This window comes from Pseudomonas aphyarum (assembly GCF_028657055.1).
Taxonomy (GTDB): domain Bacteria; phylum Pseudomonadota; class Gammaproteobacteria; order Pseudomonadales; family Pseudomonadaceae; genus Aquipseudomonas; species Aquipseudomonas aphyarum.
Genome location: NZ_JAMDGS010000013.1, coordinates 61,124 through 78,137, shown reverse-complemented (window position 1 = coordinate 78,137; position 17,014 = coordinate 61,124). Strand labels below are relative to the sequence as shown.

Below are 17,014 nucleotides of genomic sequence, written 5' to 3'. Positions count from 1 at the left end.
GGCGTCGCCCCCTCACGGTTTTATCCATTCATGCTTTGAAAGTGCGCGAGCATTCGCTGCGCATCCGGCACCCTGCCGCTGAACAACTCAAACGCCTTCACTGCCTGAAACACCGCCATGTTGCCGCCATCCAGGGTTCGGCAACCCAGGGCGCGGGCGTTGCGCAGCAGTTCGGTTTCCAGCGGGAAATATACGATCTCCGCTACCCACAACTCGGGTCGCAGCAATTCCGTCGGCACGGGCATGCCCGGCAGTTTGGCCATGCCCATCGGCGTGGTGTTTACCAGGCCGTCGGCCTGATTCAGCGTGCTCGCCAGATCATGCCCGGCAACCGCCCGGCCAGCGCCGAAATGCTGGTTGAGGTTGTTGGCCAGGCTTTCGGCGCGTTCGACGTCCACATCAAAAATGCTCAGTTGTTGTACGCCTTCGCTCAACAAAGCGTGGGCCACTGCCGCGCCTGCGCCACCGGCGCCCATCTGGACCACACGTTCGCGGGCGACGTCTGGCAGGCCGCGACGAAATCCTTCGGCGAAACCCAGGCAATCGGTGTTGTGGCCGACGCGTTTGCCGTCCTTCAGCACCACCGTGTTCACCGCGCCGATGCCTCGGGCTTCCGGAGACAATTCATCGAGCAGCGGAATGATTGCCTGCTTGCACGGGAAGGTGATGTTCAGCCCGGTGTAGTTCATGCGTTCGGCGGCCAGCAGCAGGTCGGGCAGGGCGTTACTGTCCAGTTGCAGTTGATCGAGGTCGATCAAGCGGTACAGGTAACGCAGGCCCTGTTCGTCACCTTCGTGTTCATGCAGCGCCGGGGTGCGGGAGGCCTGGATACCGGCGCCGATCAGCCCGGCGAGTATCACGTTGTTGCGATTCATGCGGATCACCCCTTCAGCCGCTGGCTGAAATGTTCCAGGGCCAGGCGATAACCGTGGCTGCCGAAGCCGCACATCACCGCCGTGGCGATGGCCGAGACGAACGAGTGATGACGGAACGGCTCGCGGGCGTGGACGTTGGACAGGTGCACTTCGATCACCGGCAATTCGCTGGCAACGAGGGCGTCGCGGATCGCTACCGAGGTGTGTGTCCAGGCGGCCGGGTTGATCACGATGCCGGCGCAGCGTTGGCGGGCGCCGTGAATCCAGTCGAGCAATTCGCCTTCGTGGTTGGTCTGGCGAAACTCCACGGCCAGGCCGAACTCTTCGGCGGCGCGCCCGCACAGGGCAGAGATGTCGGCCAGAGTTTCGTGACCGTAGGTCGCCGGTTCACGGGTGCCGAGCAGATTGAGGTTCGGGCCGTTGAGCACCAGAACGATAGGGGGCATGGGGGCAAACTCCACTTATTGTTTTTGGCTTGGGCCGAGGGTTTCGACCTGTGGAGTTAAATTGTACTAGATGGTTACTTTAATCAATTGCTCTGCATCGACAGCCCTGTTTTGTGTGCGGTGATCGCACACTGGTGCAATTCAGTGCGGCAATTGTTCGACCAGAAAATCGATGAAAGCCCTGACGCGCAGGGGCATGTGGCGATTCTGCGGGTACAGCAAGGTGAACGGTCGCGAGCGTCCGCCGTAGGGTTTGAGCACTTCTATCAGCGAGCCGTCGGCCAGCTCTTTTTCGACGATGAAGCGATACGTTTGGAACAACCCGGCACCGTGCCTGGCCAGGGTCACGCCACCGAGCACGTCATCCGAGCAGCAGAAATTACCCTCGGCGAGGATTTCCCGTGGCGCGTCTTCGTCGTAAAACAGCCAGGTGATCCACCGCCCACTGCTGGGCAATTCGTACTGGATGCACTCGTGCTGTTCGAGGTCTTCGAGGGTCTGCGGTGTGCCGGCGCGTTTGAGGTAATCGGGGCTGGCGACCATCACCAGCGCAGCATCTTCCAGATGGCGGGCTATCAGGCCGGAATCGGGAATCGCCCGCACGCGGATCGCCATGTCGTAGCCCTCGCCGACGAAGTCGATGTTGCGGTTGCTGATGTGCATGTCGACCTTCACCTGCGGATAGCGCGCGCGAAAGGCCGGCAGCAGCGGCAGGATCCGATGATGGGCGTAGGTCGTAGGAATACTGATACGCAGGGTGCCGGATGGTTCCTGCTGCTGGCCCATGACTTCCCGTTGCGCTTCCACCAGTTGCGCAAGCGCCTGGCTGCATTCTTCGTAGTAGCGCCGGCCGCTGTCGGTCAGTTTCACGCTGCGGGTGGTGCGTGCAAACAGCCGCACGCCCAAGCGTTCTTCCATGCGTGATACCGAGCGGCTCACTGCTGCCGGCGTCACCGAAGCCGCCTGCGCCGCGCCGGTGAAACTGCCGCACTCGGCGGCCAGGCAAAACAACTCGATGCTGCCCAGCTGAAGATCGTCGAAGTGTCGCTGCATGATTGATTACACCGGGGAATGAGTCTTCGTATGTAGCAAATGCCTGGCCGCTGCGAAAGAACTGCTTACCATTTTGCGCGCGGCTTTCCTGAATCCCGCACTAGGCTCGAAAACGTAATGACCATTTGAGGCAGCAATGCCGATGGTCGGAATTGTCAGGGAATGGCAGTTTTCGTAACTCTTTAACCTAACGGATGGGTTAGCATGAAAGTGTGCAGTTACAAGGGATTTTCGGTGGTGATCATGCTGCGAGACGAACATTGTCCGCCCCATGCGCACGTCGATTCAGGTGCATGGAGTGCCCGCTTCAAATTCAGCTTCTGGCACAACGGCGTGGAGTTATGGGATGTGGTGCCCCTGTCGCGTCGACCACCGATTGCAGTGCTTGAGGGGTTGCGCCAATCGTTGCGTGAAACCGCTCATCTGCGGCGGGCCCGTCGGATCTGGTGGACTCGTCTGCAGACTGCCTGTCTCGATAACCAATGGTGGGACGGGGACTCGAACGAAGTCGCCGTCATGCGCGAAGTCACCAATGCGACCTTCAGAATCGGATCGGCGTATTACGAACCAGAAGAAAACAAAACCCTGCTGGCCCTGGTTGGTGCTCAGGAAGGTGTGGAGATCGAACTATGAAAACAGTAAAAGCCGGTTTGCATGCGGATCGACCGGTAACGGAAAAGCGTCTCGATGAAGCTGTTGAGCGGGGAGGGCTGCGCCGACGCAGCAGCCTGCAAGCCGTGTCAGTGGCCTTTCAGAAACCCTGCCTGGTGATTCACTTCGAGGACGACAGTGGCGTGCTGCTCCCAGTGAATCTCTACCGGGAATTCGATGATTTCGAACCGCAAGACTTCAGCGGATTGCACGTCGGCTTTGCCGGCACCGCGCTGTGCCACGACGGCAAGGACCTGCAGGTTTCCATCGCCGGCATGATCTCCGCCAGTCAGCCGCTGATGGCGATGGCCGCCTCGGTGATCGCTTCTCGCAATGGCCGCCAGAGCAGCACCGCGAAAGCTGAAGCTGCCCGGGCCAACGGCAGGAAGGGCGGGCGCCCGCGCAAGATCGATCCCGTGCCATGAACAGGCACAAAAAAGCCGTCGATGAGGACGGCTTTCTTGTTTCTGGCACCTGCGATTAACGCCGGGTCAACAGCACGCCGGATTCCATGTGGTGAGTCCACGGGAACTGGTCGAACAGCGCGCAGCGGGTGATGCGGTGCGTATCGTGCAGCTGGGCGATGTTGGCCGCCAGTGTCTCCGGGTTGCAGGAGATGTACAGGATGTTGTCGAAGCGACGGGTCAGTTCGCAGGTGTCCGGGTCCATGCCGGCCCGTGGCGGGTCGACGAACACGCTGCCGAACTCGTAGCTTTTCAGGTCGATGCCTTGCAGGCGACGGAACGGGCGAACTTCGTTCAGGGCTTCGGTCAGCTCTTCGGCGGACAGGCGCACCAGCGTGACGTTATCCACAGCGTTTTCGGCCAGGTTGCTCAGTGCGGCATTGACCGAGGTCTTGCTGATTTCGGTGGCCAGCACTTTACGCACGCGAGTCGCCAGCGGCAGGGTGAAGTTGCCGTTGCCGCAGTACAGCTCCAGCAGATCGTCGCTGCGATCGCCCAGTGCTTCGTATGCCCAGTTGAGCATCTTCTGGTTCACGGTGCCGTTCGGTTGCGTGAACGCGCCTTCCGGCTGGCGATAGCTGAAGGTGCGACCGCCGACTTCGAGCTTCTCCACTACGTAATCGAGGCCGAGTACTTCGCGCTTGCCCTTGGAGCGACCGATGATGCTGACGCCCAGATCCGCCGCCAGTTTGGTGGCCGCCGCGTGCCAGTGCTCGTCCAGTGGGCGGTGATAGCACAGGGTGATCATCGCATCGCCGGCCAGGGTGGTCAGAAACTCCACCTGAAACAGCTTGTGGCTCAGCGCCGCGCTTGCCTGCCAGGCCGCCTTCAATTGCGGCATCAGCTGGTTGATGCGCAGGCTGGCGATCGGGAATTCCTCGATCAGGATCGGCGTGCGTTTGTCGTCCTGGGAAAACATCGCGTAATGCCGCTCACCGCCCTCGCGCCACAGGCGGAATTCGGCGCGCAGGCGGAAGTTCTGCAGCGGCGAGTCGAACACCGTTGGCTCCGGTGCATCGAACGGGGCCAGCAGGTCACGCAAACGCGTGACCTTGTCTTCGAGTTGTGCGGCGTAGGCCTGGGAATCAAAAGTCATGCGTTGAACCAACCCAGCTTGATCACGAACAGAATCGACAGGATCACCAGCGCCGGGTTCAGCTCACGGGCGCGGCCGGACAGCAGTTTGATCGCAGTCCAGGCGATGAAGCCGAAGGCAATGCCGTTGGCGATGGAATAGGTGAAAGGCATCGCCAGGGCGGTGACCACGACCGGCGCGGCGACGGTGATGTCTTCCCAGTCTATTTCCGCCAGGCCCGAAGTCATCAGCACGGCGACGAACAGCAGCGCCGGCGCGGTGGCGAACGCCGGTACGCTGGCGGCCAGTGGTGAGAAGAACAGCGCCAGCAGGAACAGGATCGCGACAACGATGGCGGTCAGGCCGGTGCGGCCGCCGGCACTCACGCCCGCAGCGGATTCGATGTAGCTGGTGGTGGTCGAGGTACCCAGCAATGAGCCGGCCATCGCAGCGGTACTGTCGGCGATCAGCGCACGGCCCATTTTCGGCATGTGGCCGTCCTTGCCCATCAGGCCGGCGCGCTTGGCGACGCCGATCAGGGTGCCGGAGTTGTCGAACAGGTCGACGAACAGGAAGGCGAAGATCACGCTGACCAGACCGATGTCCAGTGCGCCCTTGATGTCCAGTTGCAGGAAGGTCGGGGCCAGCGAAGGTGGCATCGACGTCACGCCGCCGAACGGGGTGAAGCCCATCACGATGGAAACGATGGTTACTGCAAGAATGCCGATCAGCACCGCGCCGCGCACTTTCAGGGCTTCAAGGGCAACGATCAGGGCGAAACCGAGGGTGGCGAGGATCGGAGCCGGTTGCTTCAGGTCGCCGAGGCCGACCATGGTCGCCTGGTTGCTGACCACGATGCCGGCGTTGTGCAGGGCGATCAGCGCCAGGAACAGGCCGATACCGGCAGCAATCGCCGAACGCAGCGGCAGCGGGATGCTGTTGATGATCCATTCACGGATGCGGAAGATCGACAGCAGGAAGAAGCACACGGCCGAAATGAACACCGCGCCCAGCGCCACTTGCCAGGTGTGGCCCATGTGCAGCACGACGGTGTAGGTAAAGAAGGCGTTCAGGCCCATGCCCGGTGCGAGGGCGATCGGGTAGTTGGCAATCAGGCCCATGACCGTGGAGCCGATGGCGGCTGCCAGGCACGTGGCGACAAACACCGCGCCTTTGTCCATGCCGGTCTCGCCGAGGATGCTCGGGTTGACGAACAGAATGTAGGCCATGGCCAGGAAGGTCGTGACGCCCGCGAGAATCTCGGTCCGCACGTTGGTGTTGTGTGCCTTGAGTTGAAACAGCCTTTCCAGCATGTCTGCTCCCCGTGGCGCGCGTGGCGCCGTGAATGTATCGACCTCAACAGCAAAGCACAGACCGTCGCAAGCGCCTGGAAAATTGTGGTGGGCCGGAAAAAGCCGCGCATCATACCAGCAGCGTGAGGAAGATGGCGGATGTTGGTGTCGATCGTCGGCGAAGTTTTGCACCACGGCCAAGTACGCCATACTGCGCGCTGATTTTTCGGGGATGGATCGCATGAACATGGGTTGGATGAAGATCGCTGGACTGATGGCCTTGCTGCTGGCCGGTGTACCGGCGGCACTCGCAGCGTCGGCACCGCCATTGAGCGAGGTGAAAGTCATCAAGGTTCAGTCCTCGTCCTGCGGGCTCGAAGACATTACCGATGGCCAGGTGCAGACCCGTTGCGATCACAGCGCGCCGGGCATCAAGGTGTACGTGCTGGAAATCGGTTATGGCCAGAGCCAGCCTCAGGCGGCGCTGGACGGTTTCGAAGTGAACGGCACCCGGAGTCCGGTCTGTGCCTTCGATAACGGCAACCTGACCGAATGCACGCCGGGCGCGAAAACCGTCGGTTCGCTGTACACCTTCGATCTGGCGACTCGTCAGGAAGGCACCTTTACCTTCAGCAATACGTCGATCAACGCCCCGCGCAACACGATGTCGACCCAGCTTTACATCAAGTAACGGCTGTCGCCGAACAGGGCAGGGCAAAGCTGACTACGCTTTAAAGATCACCCAGCGGATGGCGCCCATGACCTTTAGAGCCCTGATTACCCTCGCCGAGGGCATCGATGATCTGCAATGCGTGACCCTGATCGACGTGCTGCGCCGCGCCGGCATCGAAGTGGTGGCGGCCAGCATCGAAGGCCGGCGCATGCTGACCTGCGCCCGGGGCACGCGACTGACTGCCGACGGCATGCTCATTGATGTGCTGGCCCAGACTTTCGACCTGATCGTCCTTCCGGGCGGTGCTGTCGGCGCGCAACACCTTGCCGCGCATCAGCCCTTGCAGCAATTGCTAAAGGATCAAGCCAGCGCCGGACGCCTGTTCGCCGCCATCGCCGAATCCCCGGCGGTCGCGCTGCAAAGCTTCGGTGTATTACGTCAACGCCGGATGACATGCCTGCCCACAACCAGCCATCAATTGTCCGGTTGCACCTTTTTCGATCAACCGGTGGTGGTCGACGGCAATTGCATCACCGCCCAAGGTTCCGGCGCCGCGCTGGCATTTGCGTTGACGCTGGTCGAGCAACTGGCGGGCAAGGCCGCCAGAGCGAAGGTGGCGGGGGAGTTGCTGGCCTGAGAAGGTCAGGCCTTCACCTCTTCCACCGGCACATGCATCCGGTCGCGGTTGGCAAGGGTCGGGAACAGTTTGATCCAGGTCCCGGTCACCACCAGCGTACCGATCCCGCCCATCACCACCGCCGGCACGGTGCCGAACCAGTGGGCGGTGAGACCGGATTCGAATTCACCCAACTGGTTCGAGGCGCCGATGAACAGGCCGTTCACCGCGCTGACCCGGCCGCGCATTTCGTCCGGGGTTTCCAGTTGCACGAACGAGGCGCGGATCACCATGCTGATCATGTCCGCCGCGCCCAACACCACCAGCACCGCCAGCGAGAACCAGAACGATGTCGACAGACCGAAGGCGATGGTGGCCACGCCGAATACACCGACGGCAGTGAACATCACCCGACCGACGTTTCGCTCAACGGCAAACCGTGCCAGAAACAGCGACATCATCAACGCCCCGACCGCCGGCGCCGAACGCAGCAGCCCCAGCCCCCACGGCCCGGTCAGCAGAATGTCCTTGGCGAACACCGGCAGCAACGCCGTGGCGCCGCCGAGCAGCACCGCAAACAGATCCAGCGAGATAGCGCCGAGAATGTCCGGGCGACTGCGAATGAAACGAATCCCCGCCAGCAACGAGTCCAGCGTCGCCTTGCCTTTGTTCAGCGGTGTTTGTCGCGCGGGCAGGTTGAGCATCAAGGTGCAAGCGATGACATACAGAATGACCGTCGGGCCATAGACCCACACGCTGCCGAAGGCATAGAGCAGACCGCCGAGCGCCGGGGCGACGATGGTGGCCGATTGCTGTGCAGATTGCGCGGCGGCAACGGCACGCGGGAACAGCGCGCTGGGCACGATGCTCGGCAGCAGCGCCTGGGTAGTCGGCATTTCGAAGGAGCGCGCGGCGCCCAGCAGGAACGCCAGAATAAAGATCATTTCCCGGGTGACATGGTCGGTGGCACTACCGATGGCCAGTGCCAGGGCGATCAAGGCCTGCAACGACTGGCAGATCGCCGCCACCTTGCGCCGGTCGTAGCGATCGGCAACGTGGCCGGTGTGCAGCATGAACAGTACGCGTGGAGCGAATTCCACCAGCCCGACCAGACCCAGGTCGAGCACGTTGCCAGTCAGTTGATAGAGATTCCAGCCGATCGCCACGGTGAGCATCTGAAAACCGCTGGCGGTGAAGATCCGGGCAAACCAGAACGCAAGAAAGGGACGGTGATGACGTAACAGCAAGGGCTCTTGGCTGGGCATTTGCGGGCCGGTCTTGATCGAGGGGAACCGCGAGATTATCACCAGTCTGTAACAGGAAGTTGCTATGACAAAAAATTTAGTTAGCCAGACATCGATTTTTCCGCGCCCGGACACCGAACCCGGCCACCGATGTATTTCAGAGCGTTGCCAAGGCTGTGAGGCAACTTGTCACGCGGCAAAAGACCACGCGGTTCCCCGTCGGAAATGGGACTACTCTTTCAACGTTGATTGATCCAGATCAAGACCCTTCGCGGAACTGATCAGGGACCCGTCGGCAGACTCCCTGCGTCGCGATGCCTGTAAAAAGAAGAACGAATCCGAGTTCGCCGCACTCCATACCCGTGGGGGCAGTGGTCCAAGGCCGCCAGTCTTGGAACCGTTATCTGATAGAGGAAAGCTTATGTTCGGTTTAGAGGCACTAGATCTCGCCCGAATTCAGTTCGCGTTCACCATCTCGTTCCACATCCTGTTCCCGGCGATCACCATCGGTCTTGCGAGCTATCTCGCGGTGCTGGAAGGCCTGTGGCTGAAAACCGGCAACGACACCTACCGTGACCTCTACCATTTCTGGTCGAAGATCTTTGCCGTCAACTTCGGCATGGGTGTGGTCTCGGGGCTGGTCATGGCCTACCAGTTCGGCACCAACTGGAGTCGCTTCTCGGACTTCGCCGGTTCCGTCACCGGCCCATTGCTGACGTATGAAGTGCTTACGGCGTTCTTCCTCGAAGCCGGTTTCCTTGGCGTGATGCTGTTCGGCTGGAACAAGGTCGGGCGCAAGCTGCACTTTTTCTCCACGGTCATGGTGGCCATCGGCACGCTCATTTCGACCTTCTGGATTCTCGCCTCCAACAGCTGGATGCAGACGCCGCAGGGCTTCGAGATCGTCAACGGTCAGGTCATTCCGACCGACTGGCTGGCAATCATCTTCAACCCGTCGTTCCCGTATCGACTGATGCACATGGCGACTGCCGCGTTCGTCGCGACGGCCTTCTTCGTCGGCTCCTCGGCGGCCTGGCACTTGCTGCGGGGCAAGGACAACCCGGCGATCCGCACCATGCTGTCGATGGCGATGTGGATGGCGTTGATCGTTGCGCCGATCCAGGCGGTCATCGGTGACTTCCACGGCCTCAACACGCTCAAGCATCAGCCGGCAAAAATCGCCGCGATCGAAGGCCACTGGGAAAACCATGGCAATGAGGCGACGCCGCTGATCCTGTTCGGCTGGCCGGACATGAAGGAAGAGAAAACCAAATACGCGGTCGAGATCCCGTACCTCGGCAGCCTGATCCTGACGCACTCGCTGGACAAACAGGTCCCGGCACTCAAGGAATTCCCGCCGGAAGACCGGCCGAACTCGACCATCGTGTTCTGGTCGTTCCGGATCATGGTCGGCCTCGGCTTCCTGATGATCTTCACCGGCCTCTGGAGCCTGTGGCTGCGCAAGCGCGACACGCTCTACACGTCGCGGCCGTTCCTGTACCTGGCGCTGTGGATGGGGCCGTCCGGTCTGATCGCGATTCTGGCGGGCTGGTTCACCACTGAAATCGGTCGTCAGCCGTGGGTGGTCTACGGGCTGATGCGCACGGCGGATGCGTCTTCCAACCACAGTTTCATGCAGATGAGCATCACGCTGATCATGTTCGTGGTGGTGTATTTCGCGCTGTTCGGTGCGGGTCTGGGCTACATGATGCGCCTGGTGCGCAAAGGGCCGAAGACCGACGAAGGCAAGGAAACCAACGACGGTGGTCCTGGCCAGAAACGCACGCCGGCCCGTCCGTTGTCCGCTGCCGACGACGATGGCGCCGAACACGACCGCAGCCTGACCAAGGAGATTTGAGTCATGGGTATTGATCTTCCGCTGATCTGGGCCGTGATCATCATCTTCGGGATCATGATGTACGTGGTCATGGACGGTTTCGACCTGGGGATCGGGATTCTCTTCCCGTTCATCCCAGGCAAAGTCGACCGCGACGTGATGATGAACACCGTCGCCCCGGTGTGGGACGGCAATGAAACCTGGCTGGTACTGGGCGGCGCGGCGTTGTTCGGCGCGTTCCCGCTGGCGTATTCGGTGGTGCTGTCGGCGCTGTACCTGCCGCTGATCTTCATGCTGATCGGGCTGATTTTCCGCGGCGTGGCGTTCGAGTTCCGCTTCAAGGCCAAGGACGACAAGCGCCACCTGTGGGACAAGGCGTTCATCGGTGGTTCGGTGGCGGCGACGTTCTTCCAGGGCGTGGCGCTGGGCGCGTTCATCGACGGCTTGCCCGTGGTCAACCGGCAATACGCCGGCGGTTCACTGGACTGGCTGACGCCGTTCACGCTGTTCTGCGGCGCCGCGCTGGTGGTGGCGTATGCCTTGCTCGGCTGCACCTGGCTGATCATGAAGACCGAAGGCAAGCTTCAGGAGCAGATGCACAATCTGGCGCGTCCTCTGGCCTTCGTGCTGTTGGCGGTGATCGGCATCGTCAGTCTGTGGACGCCGCTGGCCCACCCGGAAATTGCGACCCGCTGGTTCAGCATGCCGAATCTGTTCTGGTTCATGCCGGTGCCGATTCTGGTGCTGGTGACGATGTACGGTCTGATTCGCGCGGTGGCACGTAATGCCAACTACATGCCGTTCCTGCTGACGCTGGTGCTGATCTTCCTCGGCTACAGCGGTCTGGGCATCAGCCTGTGGCCGAATATCGTACCGCCGTCGATCTCGATCTGGGACGCCGCCGCACCACCGCAAAGTCAGGGCTTCATGCTGGTGGGCACGCTGTTCATCATCCCGTTCATCCTGGGTTACACCTTCTGGAGCTACTACGTGTTCCGCGGCAAGGTCACCCACGAAGACGGTTATCACTAATGGTGATCACGATGGCGCCGACCGCGGCGCCATCTCCCTCAACCGGAGGATGCAAGCATGACCGGCAAACATTCCCTGCACGACATTGAAGAAGCCGAAAAAAAGCCGCTGTGGCAGCGGCTCGGCTGGTTGGCCATGATCTGGGTCGGCAGCGTCGGTGCATTGTTCATCGTCGCCAGCCTGATGCGCATGTTCATGAATGCAGCAGGTCTGACCACGCACTGAGACTTCCCATCCCGCTGCCTTGCGGCACGGATTTTTGACCCTCCGACCGGAGGGTTTTTTTTGCCCGGATTATTTACGGGCCTTGAGGATCACGAATTTCGGCGTCGCTGCGACCTGCTCGACACCCCGGAACAGCCGCGCCAGTTTGCTGTGATAACCCAAGTGACGGTTGCCGACGATGTACAGCGCACCACCGACCACCAGCGCTTCGCGGGCCTGCTGGAACATGCGCCAGGCGAGGAAGTCGCCGACCACCTGTTGTTGATGGAACGGTGGGTTGCACAGCACCACGTCCAGCGACTGCGCTTCCTGTCCGGCCAGACCGTCGCCGGCGCGCACGATCACTTCACGTTCGCCCAGCGCCGCGCGCCAGTTCTCGGCCGCCGATTGAACGGCCATGAACGATTCGTCCACCAGCGTGTAATGCGCGTCGGGGTTTTGCAGGGCGCTGGCGATGGCCAGTACGCCGTTGCCGCAGCCAAGATCGGCGACCCGCGCAGAGCCGAGGTTTTTTGGCAGGTGCGGAAGGAAGGCGCGAGTGCCGATGTCCAGCCCTTCACGGCAGAACACGTTGGCGTGGTTAAGCAGTTCGATGGCTGGCTCGTCGAGGCGATAGCGGGTCGGGTAGGGCGAGACGGCTGGCGTTTTGGCCTCGGGCGTGGCGATCAGCAAGCGTGCCTTTTTCACGGCCAGCGAAGCCTGAACCGGGCCGATGTAGCGTTCCAGCAGATCACCGGCAGCGCGGGGCAAATGCTTGACCATCGCCGCTGCTACCACCTGAGCGCCGGGTGCCAATTGACCCTGCAGGCGAATCAGTTGTTCTTCCAGCAACGACAGGGTTTTCGGGACGCGGATCAGTACCCGGTCAAAGGGGCCGACCAGTGGCTCGCTGGCGGGAATGCCGCGCAGTGCATCGAATGCCTGGCCGTTGCGCAGCAGGTTTTTTTCAAGACCTTGAAACGCCAGGAACGAATCGCCGCTGGTGCTGACCTGCACCTTGCCTGACAGGCTGATGGCCAGCGCCCCGAAACTGTCGTTGAGCACCAGAATCCGCGTCTGTGCCGGCAGATTCTGTTCTGCCAGATGATTGAGCAGGTATTCGTCGGCCGCATCGAAGGCTTGCAGCGGTTCGTTCTGCTGTTCGGGCTGGCGGATCAGATCAAGTTGGGCGAACGGGGTCTCAAGCAAAGGCATGGGGCGGGGACTCTGGGTAATCGACGGATGGCCCGCGGCCCAGGGGTCGTGCGGCGGAACCGACCGAGTGTACAGCGGCGTGAGAGCTCACGACATCACTCAGGTAGGCTGTAAATAGTACGGTTTTTTTATTCGTAATTCTTGTCTGATTTCAGTGCGGTTGAATGGGAACGAACCCGCCCCTGATGGCGGCGGTGACGGCTGACATCTTGTTGCAGGCGTTGAACTTGAGGATCAGATTTTTGATGTGATAGTTCACGGTTCGCTCGGCCACGTTCAGAATCTGACCGATTTCCCAGGCAGTCTTGCCGTAGGCGCACAACCTCACAATTTCGAGTTCACGGGTAGAGAGGTGTACTGGCGGCGGCTTGCTCGGAAGCGGAGGGAGCACTCGAAGAAACATTTCACTCAAATGCTGCGTGATGAAGTGCATCACACCGTACTGATCGTACAGTTCCAATGCGAAGATTTCGCAGTGGGTGCGTGCCAGGCTGATGGTGCAGCACAGGTCGTTTTCTTCGTTGATATAAGACTGCGACCAGCCATGTCCCATACCGTGATTTTGAAGTGCATCCCACATTGACGGAGCTTTCGAGAATGCTTTCCTGCTCCAGAGAAACGGCAGCATGGATTGATGGCAATATGCTGTTATCGGATCATTGGTGCAGTAGTAGCTTTCGTATTCGTCATTCCAGGCTGTTGTGAAGTTATTGATATAGAACGGTTTGAATGACGGGGAGGACGGCCGCGAGACTTGAATGCCGCAAAACTGGAAACCAATGTTATTGGCGAATGTTTTCAGAATCGGAAAAGCGTTCTCGATTTCCTTCGCGCGCGTCAGCTGTTCTATCTGGTACTCCTTCCACCTTTCCATTTTGAGTTTTCTCCAGAAATCATTTTGCGAGGGGGTATCGTATTGGATCCAAGAAGGAAGATACGGAAATGAGTGTAGGACGTTTCCTGTGGGTTGTTTAAAATTTTTTGCTCTTGAACAGTGGCTTTATCCGGAATATTCATAACCGATTCTTTACATGTTCGTAATCATGTAAAAAAATTGATCTAAAAGTTAATTAGTGATTTCTGGAGTATTTGCACTAATCAATGTCATCACAAACTGTCAGTGTTTCTTCGGGAAAGTATGCGTAACACTGGGGTTCGTGTTGATGGAGTAAACCGATGACCGCCAGCAGCGAAAAATTCAGCCGCCAGACATTGCTCGACGTACAACCGCTGACCCCGAACCTGTTCACCCTGCGTACCACGCGGGATGCCGGTTTCCGCTTTCGCGCCGGGCAATTCGCGCGGCTTGGCGTGACCCGTGAGGACGGCAGCACGGTGTGGCGCGCTTACTCGATGGTGTCTTCGCCGTTCGACGAGTTTATCGAATTCTTTTCCATCGTCGTGCCGGGTGGTGAGTTCACCAGCGAACTGAGTCGGCTGAAAGCGGGAGATACCTTGCTGATCGAGCGCCAGGCTTTCGGTTATCTCACGCTGGATCGCTTCATTGATGGCCGGGATCTGTGGCTGTTATCCACAGGCACGGGGGTGGCGCCGTTTCTGTCGATCCTTCAGGACTTCGAAGTCTGGGAGAAGTTTGAACGAATCATTCTGGTCTACAGCGTGCGGGAGGCGCGGGAACTGGCTTATCAACAGCTGATTGCCGAGCTGACGCAGCGCGACTACCTGGCTGAATATGCGCACAAATTCCAGTTCATTCCGGTGGTCACCCGTGAGCCGTATGCCGGTGCCCTCAACGGGCGCATCACCACGTTGCTCGAAAATGGCGAACTGGAGAGGGTGGCAGGCGTCGAACTGACCCCGGCGCATTCGCGGGTCATGCTTTGCGGTAATCCACAGATGATCGATGACACCCGGGCCTTGCTCAAGCAACGGGGCATGGCCTTGAGTCTGACCCGGCGACCGGGGCAGGTCGCGGTAGAAAACTACTGGTAAGAAAACGGCGCCCTCAGGCGCCGTTTCCGTCTTCAAGGCCGGTTGTTCTGGGCCTTGAGCAGATCGCGGATCTCGCCCAGCAGTTCTTCTTCCTTGGTCGGGACCGGCGGCAAGGTAGGCGCCACGGCTTCTTCGCGCTTCAAGCGGTTGATGGCTTTGACGCCCATGAAAATCGCGAAGGCGACGATCACGAAGTCAAGAATGCTCTGGATGAATTTACCGTACGCCAGCATCACCGCAGGGGCATTGCCCTCGGCGGCTTTCAGCGTAATGGCCAGGTCACTGAAATCCACCCCGCCGATCAGCAGGCCGATGGGTGGCATGATCACGTCGCCGACGAACGACGAAACGATCTTGCCGAAGGCCGCGCCGATGATGATACCGACGGCCATGTCGACCACATTGCCTTTGACCGCGAAGGCCTTGAACTCGCTGAGCACGCCCATAGTTATTTCCTTGTTACAGATGAGTTTGGTGTACGCAGTGTAAATCAGCATAACGCGTCCTGCGCGCAACACCTTCTTACAAAGCCCGTTTTTATCGACACACCAATTCGCAATTAGTTTGCAAAGTGCCACTAATCGCGCGCGGGATACGCTGCAAGCCGCTGATCCTGAAGAAAAAATAATCAATCACGGCGTTGTGATCTTTCTATTTAGGTTTGGCGAAACGAGCTTCTAGCCTCTGTCTGGCGCACCTGGATGCGCCTCAAAAAAACAGAGGAACCTGAAATGAATTCCACACTTGGTTCAGGGGTTATTCCCTATCGCCGTACTGTCGGCGTATTGGCCGCCGGCCTGTTGACCCTCTCCGTGAACGCCGCACCGCTGACCCGTGACAACGGCGCGGCGGTCGGCGACAACCAGAACTCGCAAACCGCGGGCGCCAATGGCCCGGTACTGTTACAGGACGTCCAGCTGATTCAGAAGCTGCAACGCTTCGACCGCGAGCGCATTCCCGAACGCGTCGTGCATGCCCGGGGAACCGGTGCCCATGGCACGTTCACCACAACCAACGATCTGAGTGATCTGAGCAAGGCCAAGGTGTTCACCGCCGGCCAGGTCACGCCGGTGTTCGTGCGTTTCTCGGCGGTGGTTCACGGCAACCACTCCCCGGAAACCCTGCGTGACCCACGGGGTTTCGCGACCAAGTTCTACACTGCCGACGGCAATTGGGATCTGGTAGGTAACAACTTCCCGACATTCTTCATCCGCGATGCGATCAAGTTCCCGGACATGGTGCACGCCTTCAAGCCCGATCCGCGCACCAACCTTGATGATGATTCACGCCGCTTCGATTTCTTCTCCCATGTACCGGAAGCCACTCGCACATTGACCGAGTTGTATTCCAACTCCGGAACCCCTGCCAGTTATCGGGAGATGGACGGCAACAGCGTCCATGCCTACAAGTTGGTTAATGCTAAAGGAGATGTGCACTATGTGAAGTTTCACTGGAAAAGTTTGCAGGGCATCAAGAATCTCGATCCGCAACAAGTTGTGCAAGTTCAGGGCCGGGATTACAGTCACATGACTCACGATTTGGTAACAAATATTAACAAAGGTAACTTTCCCAAGTGGGACTTGTACATCCAGGTCTTGAATCCGCAAGATTTGTCCAAGTTTGACTTCGATCCTCTTGATGCAACCAAGATCTGGCCAGGTGTTCCAGAGCGAAAAGTTGGACAAATGGTCTTGAACCGTAATCCTGCGAATGTTTTCCAGGAAACCGAACAAGTGGCCATGGCACCCTCGAATGTGGTGCCGGGCATCGAGCCCTCGGAAGATCGTCTGCTGCAAGGCCGGATATTTGCCTATGCCGACACGCAAATGTATCGCCTGGGCGCCAACGCCCTGCAATTGCCGGTCAATGCCGCTAAAACCGCTGTCAACAATGGCAATCAGGACGGCGCGATGAATGCCGGTGCGAGCACCTCGGGAGTCAACTATCAGCCAAGCCGTCTGCAGCCGCGTGAAGAGACGCCAGGTGCGCGATACAGCCAGACCGCGCTGCAGGGCAGCACGCAACAGGTGAAGATCCAGCGCGAGCAGAACTTCAGGCAGGCCGGTGATCTGTATCGCTCGTTCAGCAAGAAGGAGCGCCAGGATCTGATCGAGAGCTTTGGCGGTTCGCTGGCGGGCGCCGATGACGAGAGCAAGCACATCATGCTGTCCTTCCTTTATATGGCGGATCCGGAATACGGTGCTGGCGTGACCAAAGTGGCCAAGGGTGACCTGGATCGGGTCAAGGCGTTGGCGGCCAAACTGGTCGACTGACAGCGACCCTTTCAAGCCCCGGCAATTGCCGGGGACTGACAGGTAGCAGCGCCGTGCGTCTGGCCAGCGGAGAAATCCGTTCCGGCGCGCCGCGCTGATCCGCGATGGCTG

Annotated in this window: 18 protein-coding genes; 9 read left to right on the top strand and 9 right to left on the bottom strand. The window is 59.7% G+C overall.

Translation table 11 applies throughout. The annotated features are described in order from the left end of the window. Positions 1–20: 20 nt before the first annotated feature. The 3 genes from M5G18_RS19645 to M5G18_RS19635 form a co-directional block, all read right to left on the bottom strand. Positions 21–875, bottom strand: coding sequence for a shikimate dehydrogenase (locus M5G18_RS19645; protein WP_273897750.1), 855 nt, complete (start codon positions 873–875; stop codon positions 21–23). Positions 876–880: 5 nt separating this feature from the next. Then, positions 881–1,321 carry a type II 3-dehydroquinate dehydratase gene (gene aroQ / locus M5G18_RS19640; protein WP_011336043.1) on the bottom strand — a complete coding sequence of 147 codons (441 nt, stop codon included), beginning with the start codon at positions 1,319–1,321 and terminating at the stop codon, positions 881–883. A gap of 141 nt (positions 1,322–1,462) precedes the next feature. Continuing rightward, entirely contained in the window at positions 1,463–2,374 is a 912-nt protein-coding gene (locus tag M5G18_RS19635) for a LysR family transcriptional regulator (RefSeq protein WP_273897752.1), read from the bottom strand. Between the two features lie 204 nt (positions 2,375–2,578). Between M5G18_RS19635 and M5G18_RS19630 the strand changes: the two genes are divergently transcribed. Beyond that, positions 2,579–3,007 carry a DUF4160 domain-containing protein gene (locus tag M5G18_RS19630; RefSeq protein WP_273897753.1) on the top strand — a complete coding sequence of 143 codons (429 nt, stop codon included), beginning with the start codon at positions 2,579–2,581 and terminating at the stop codon, positions 3,005–3,007. Then, a complete protein-coding gene (locus M5G18_RS19625) occupies positions 3,004–3,450 on the top strand; it encodes a hypothetical protein (RefSeq protein WP_273897754.1) in 447 nt (148 codons plus the stop codon). Before M5G18_RS19630 ends, M5G18_RS19625 begins: the two co-directional genes overlap by 4 nt. 55 nt (positions 3,451–3,505) lie before the next feature. Here M5G18_RS19625 and trmA read toward each other — a convergent pair whose 3' ends face one another. Next, positions 3,506–4,585 (bottom strand): tRNA (uridine(54)-C5)-methyltransferase TrmA, encoded by a 1,080-nt coding sequence (gene trmA / locus M5G18_RS19620; protein WP_273897755.1) that lies wholly within the window; start codon positions 4,583–4,585, stop codon positions 3,506–3,508. Continuing rightward, a complete protein-coding gene (locus M5G18_RS19615) occupies positions 4,582–5,877 on the bottom strand; it encodes an NCS2 family permease (RefSeq protein WP_007950999.1) in 1,296 nt (431 codons plus the stop codon). Before M5G18_RS19615 ends, trmA begins: the two co-directional genes overlap by 4 nt. A gap of 220 nt (positions 5,878–6,097) precedes the next feature. On the opposite strand from M5G18_RS19615, the gene M5G18_RS19610 reads away from it, so the two are divergent. Further along, positions 6,098–6,547, top strand: coding sequence for a DUF4879 domain-containing protein (locus M5G18_RS19610; protein ID WP_273897756.1), 450 nt, complete (start codon positions 6,098–6,100; stop codon positions 6,545–6,547). 67 nt (positions 6,548–6,614) lie between these two features. Next, a complete protein-coding gene (locus M5G18_RS19605; protein ID WP_273897757.1) occupies positions 6,615–7,166 on the top strand; it encodes a DJ-1 family glyoxalase III in 552 nt (183 codons plus the stop codon). A 5-nt stretch (positions 7,167–7,171) separates the two neighbouring features. Here M5G18_RS19605 and M5G18_RS19600 read toward each other — a convergent pair whose 3' ends face one another. Beyond that, positions 7,172–8,410, bottom strand: a complete 1,239-nt coding sequence (locus M5G18_RS19600) for an MFS transporter (protein ID WP_045121629.1) — start codon at positions 8,408–8,410, stop codon at positions 7,172–7,174. A 400-nt stretch (positions 8,411–8,810) separates the two neighbouring features. Here M5G18_RS19600 and M5G18_RS19595 point away from each other — a divergent pair, with 400 nt between their 5' ends. Genes M5G18_RS19595 through M5G18_RS19585 form a run of 3 tightly spaced genes read left to right on the top strand, consistent with a single transcriptional unit; the run spans position 8,811 to position 11,483 of the window. Further along, complete coding sequence (locus tag M5G18_RS19595; RefSeq protein WP_102686333.1) at positions 8,811–10,247, top strand: cytochrome ubiquinol oxidase subunit I; 1,437 nt, start codon at positions 8,811–8,813, stop codon at positions 10,245–10,247. A 3-nt stretch (positions 10,248–10,250) separates the two neighbouring features. Next, positions 10,251–11,258 (top strand): cytochrome d ubiquinol oxidase subunit II, encoded by a 1,008-nt coding sequence (gene cydB, locus M5G18_RS19590; RefSeq protein WP_007950993.1) that lies wholly within the window; start codon positions 10,251–10,253, stop codon positions 11,256–11,258. Positions 11,259–11,315: 57 nt separating this feature from the next. Continuing rightward, complete coding sequence (locus M5G18_RS19585) at positions 11,316–11,483, top strand: DUF2474 domain-containing protein (protein WP_007950992.1); 168 nt, start codon at positions 11,316–11,318, stop codon at positions 11,481–11,483. Between the two features lie 69 nt (positions 11,484–11,552). Here the strand turns inward: M5G18_RS19585 and M5G18_RS19580 are convergent, their stop codons facing one another. Then, on the bottom strand, positions 11,553–12,677 hold the full coding sequence (locus tag M5G18_RS19580; protein ID WP_273897758.1) for a methyltransferase: 1,125 nt from the start codon (positions 12,675–12,677) through the stop codon (positions 11,553–11,555). Between the two features lie 151 nt (positions 12,678–12,828). Then, positions 12,829–13,551: a LuxR C-terminal-related transcriptional regulator gene (locus M5G18_RS19575; protein ID WP_273897759.1), complete on the bottom strand. Its 723-nt coding sequence runs from the start codon at positions 13,549–13,551 to the stop codon at positions 12,829–12,831. Between the two features lie 302 nt (positions 13,552–13,853). On the opposite strand from M5G18_RS19575, the gene M5G18_RS19570 reads away from it, so the two are divergent. Beyond that, the gene (locus M5G18_RS19570; protein WP_273897760.1) at positions 13,854–14,630 is read left to right on the top strand and encodes a ferredoxin--NADP reductase; all 777 of its coding nucleotides are present in this window, start codon (positions 13,854–13,856) and stop codon (positions 14,628–14,630) included. 32 nt (positions 14,631–14,662) lie between these two features. Here the strand turns inward: M5G18_RS19570 and mscL are convergent, their stop codons facing one another. Then, positions 14,663–15,076 carry a large-conductance mechanosensitive channel protein MscL gene (mscL, locus tag M5G18_RS19565; RefSeq protein WP_045121628.1) on the bottom strand — a complete coding sequence of 138 codons (414 nt, stop codon included), beginning with the start codon at positions 15,074–15,076 and terminating at the stop codon, positions 14,663–14,665. Positions 15,077–15,361: 285 nt separating this feature from the next. Between mscL and katB the strand changes: the two genes are divergently transcribed. Next, positions 15,362–16,903, top strand: a complete 1,542-nt coding sequence (gene katB / locus M5G18_RS19560) for a catalase KatB (protein ID WP_273897761.1) — start codon at positions 15,362–15,364, stop codon at positions 16,901–16,903. The last annotated feature ends 111 nt before the right edge of the window (positions 16,904–17,014 follow it).

Bases quoted from the DNA above. Each gene is read 5' to 3' on its own strand.
- trmA (WP_273897755.1), bottom strand. From the start codon at position 4,585: ATGACTTTTGATTCCCAGGCCTACGCCGCACAACTCGAAGACAAGGTC.
- aroQ (WP_011336043.1), bottom strand. From the start codon at position 1,321: ATGCCCCCTATCGTTCTGGTGCTCAACGGCCCGAACCTCAATCTGCTC.
- mscL (WP_045121628.1), bottom strand. From the start codon at position 15,076: ATGGGCGTGCTCAGCGAGTTCAAGGCCTTCGCGGTCAAAGGCAATGTG.
- M5G18_RS19625 (WP_273897754.1), top strand. From the start codon at position 3,004: ATGAAAACAGTAAAAGCCGGTTTGCATGCGGATCGACCGGTAACGGAA.
- M5G18_RS19610 (WP_273897756.1), top strand. From the start codon at position 6,098: ATGAACATGGGTTGGATGAAGATCGCTGGACTGATGGCCTTGCTGCTG.
- M5G18_RS19615 (WP_007950999.1), bottom strand. From the start codon at position 5,877: ATGCTGGAAAGGCTGTTTCAACTCAAGGCACACAACACCAACGTGCGG.
- M5G18_RS19635 (WP_273897752.1), bottom strand. From the start codon at position 2,374: ATGCAGCGACACTTCGACGATCTTCAGCTGGGCAGCATCGAGTTGTTT.
- M5G18_RS19580 (WP_273897758.1), bottom strand. From the start codon at position 12,677: ATGCCTTTGCTTGAGACCCCGTTCGCCCAACTTGATCTGATCCGCCAG.
- cydB (WP_007950993.1), top strand. From the start codon at position 10,251: ATGGGTATTGATCTTCCGCTGATCTGGGCCGTGATCATCATCTTCGGG.
- katB (WP_273897761.1), top strand. From the start codon at position 15,362: ATGAATTCCACACTTGGTTCAGGGGTTATTCCCTATCGCCGTACTGTC.
- M5G18_RS19585 (WP_007950992.1), top strand. From the start codon at position 11,316: ATGACCGGCAAACATTCCCTGCACGACATTGAAGAAGCCGAAAAAAAG.
- M5G18_RS19595 (WP_102686333.1), top strand. From the start codon at position 8,811: ATGTTCGGTTTAGAGGCACTAGATCTCGCCCGAATTCAGTTCGCGTTC.
- M5G18_RS19570 (WP_273897760.1), top strand. From the start codon at position 13,854: ATGACCGCCAGCAGCGAAAAATTCAGCCGCCAGACATTGCTCGACGTA.
- M5G18_RS19600 (WP_045121629.1), bottom strand. From the start codon at position 8,410: ATGCCCAGCCAAGAGCCCTTGCTGTTACGTCATCACCGTCCCTTTCTT.
- M5G18_RS19630 (WP_273897753.1), top strand. From the start codon at position 2,579: ATGAAAGTGTGCAGTTACAAGGGATTTTCGGTGGTGATCATGCTGCGA.
- M5G18_RS19645 (WP_273897750.1), bottom strand. From the start codon at position 875: ATGAATCGCAACAACGTGATACTCGCCGGGCTGATCGGCGCCGGTATC.
- M5G18_RS19605 (WP_273897757.1), top strand. From the start codon at position 6,615: ATGACCTTTAGAGCCCTGATTACCCTCGCCGAGGGCATCGATGATCTG.
- M5G18_RS19575 (WP_273897759.1), bottom strand. From the start codon at position 13,551: ATGGAAAGGTGGAAGGAGTACCAGATAGAACAGCTGACGCGCGCGAAG.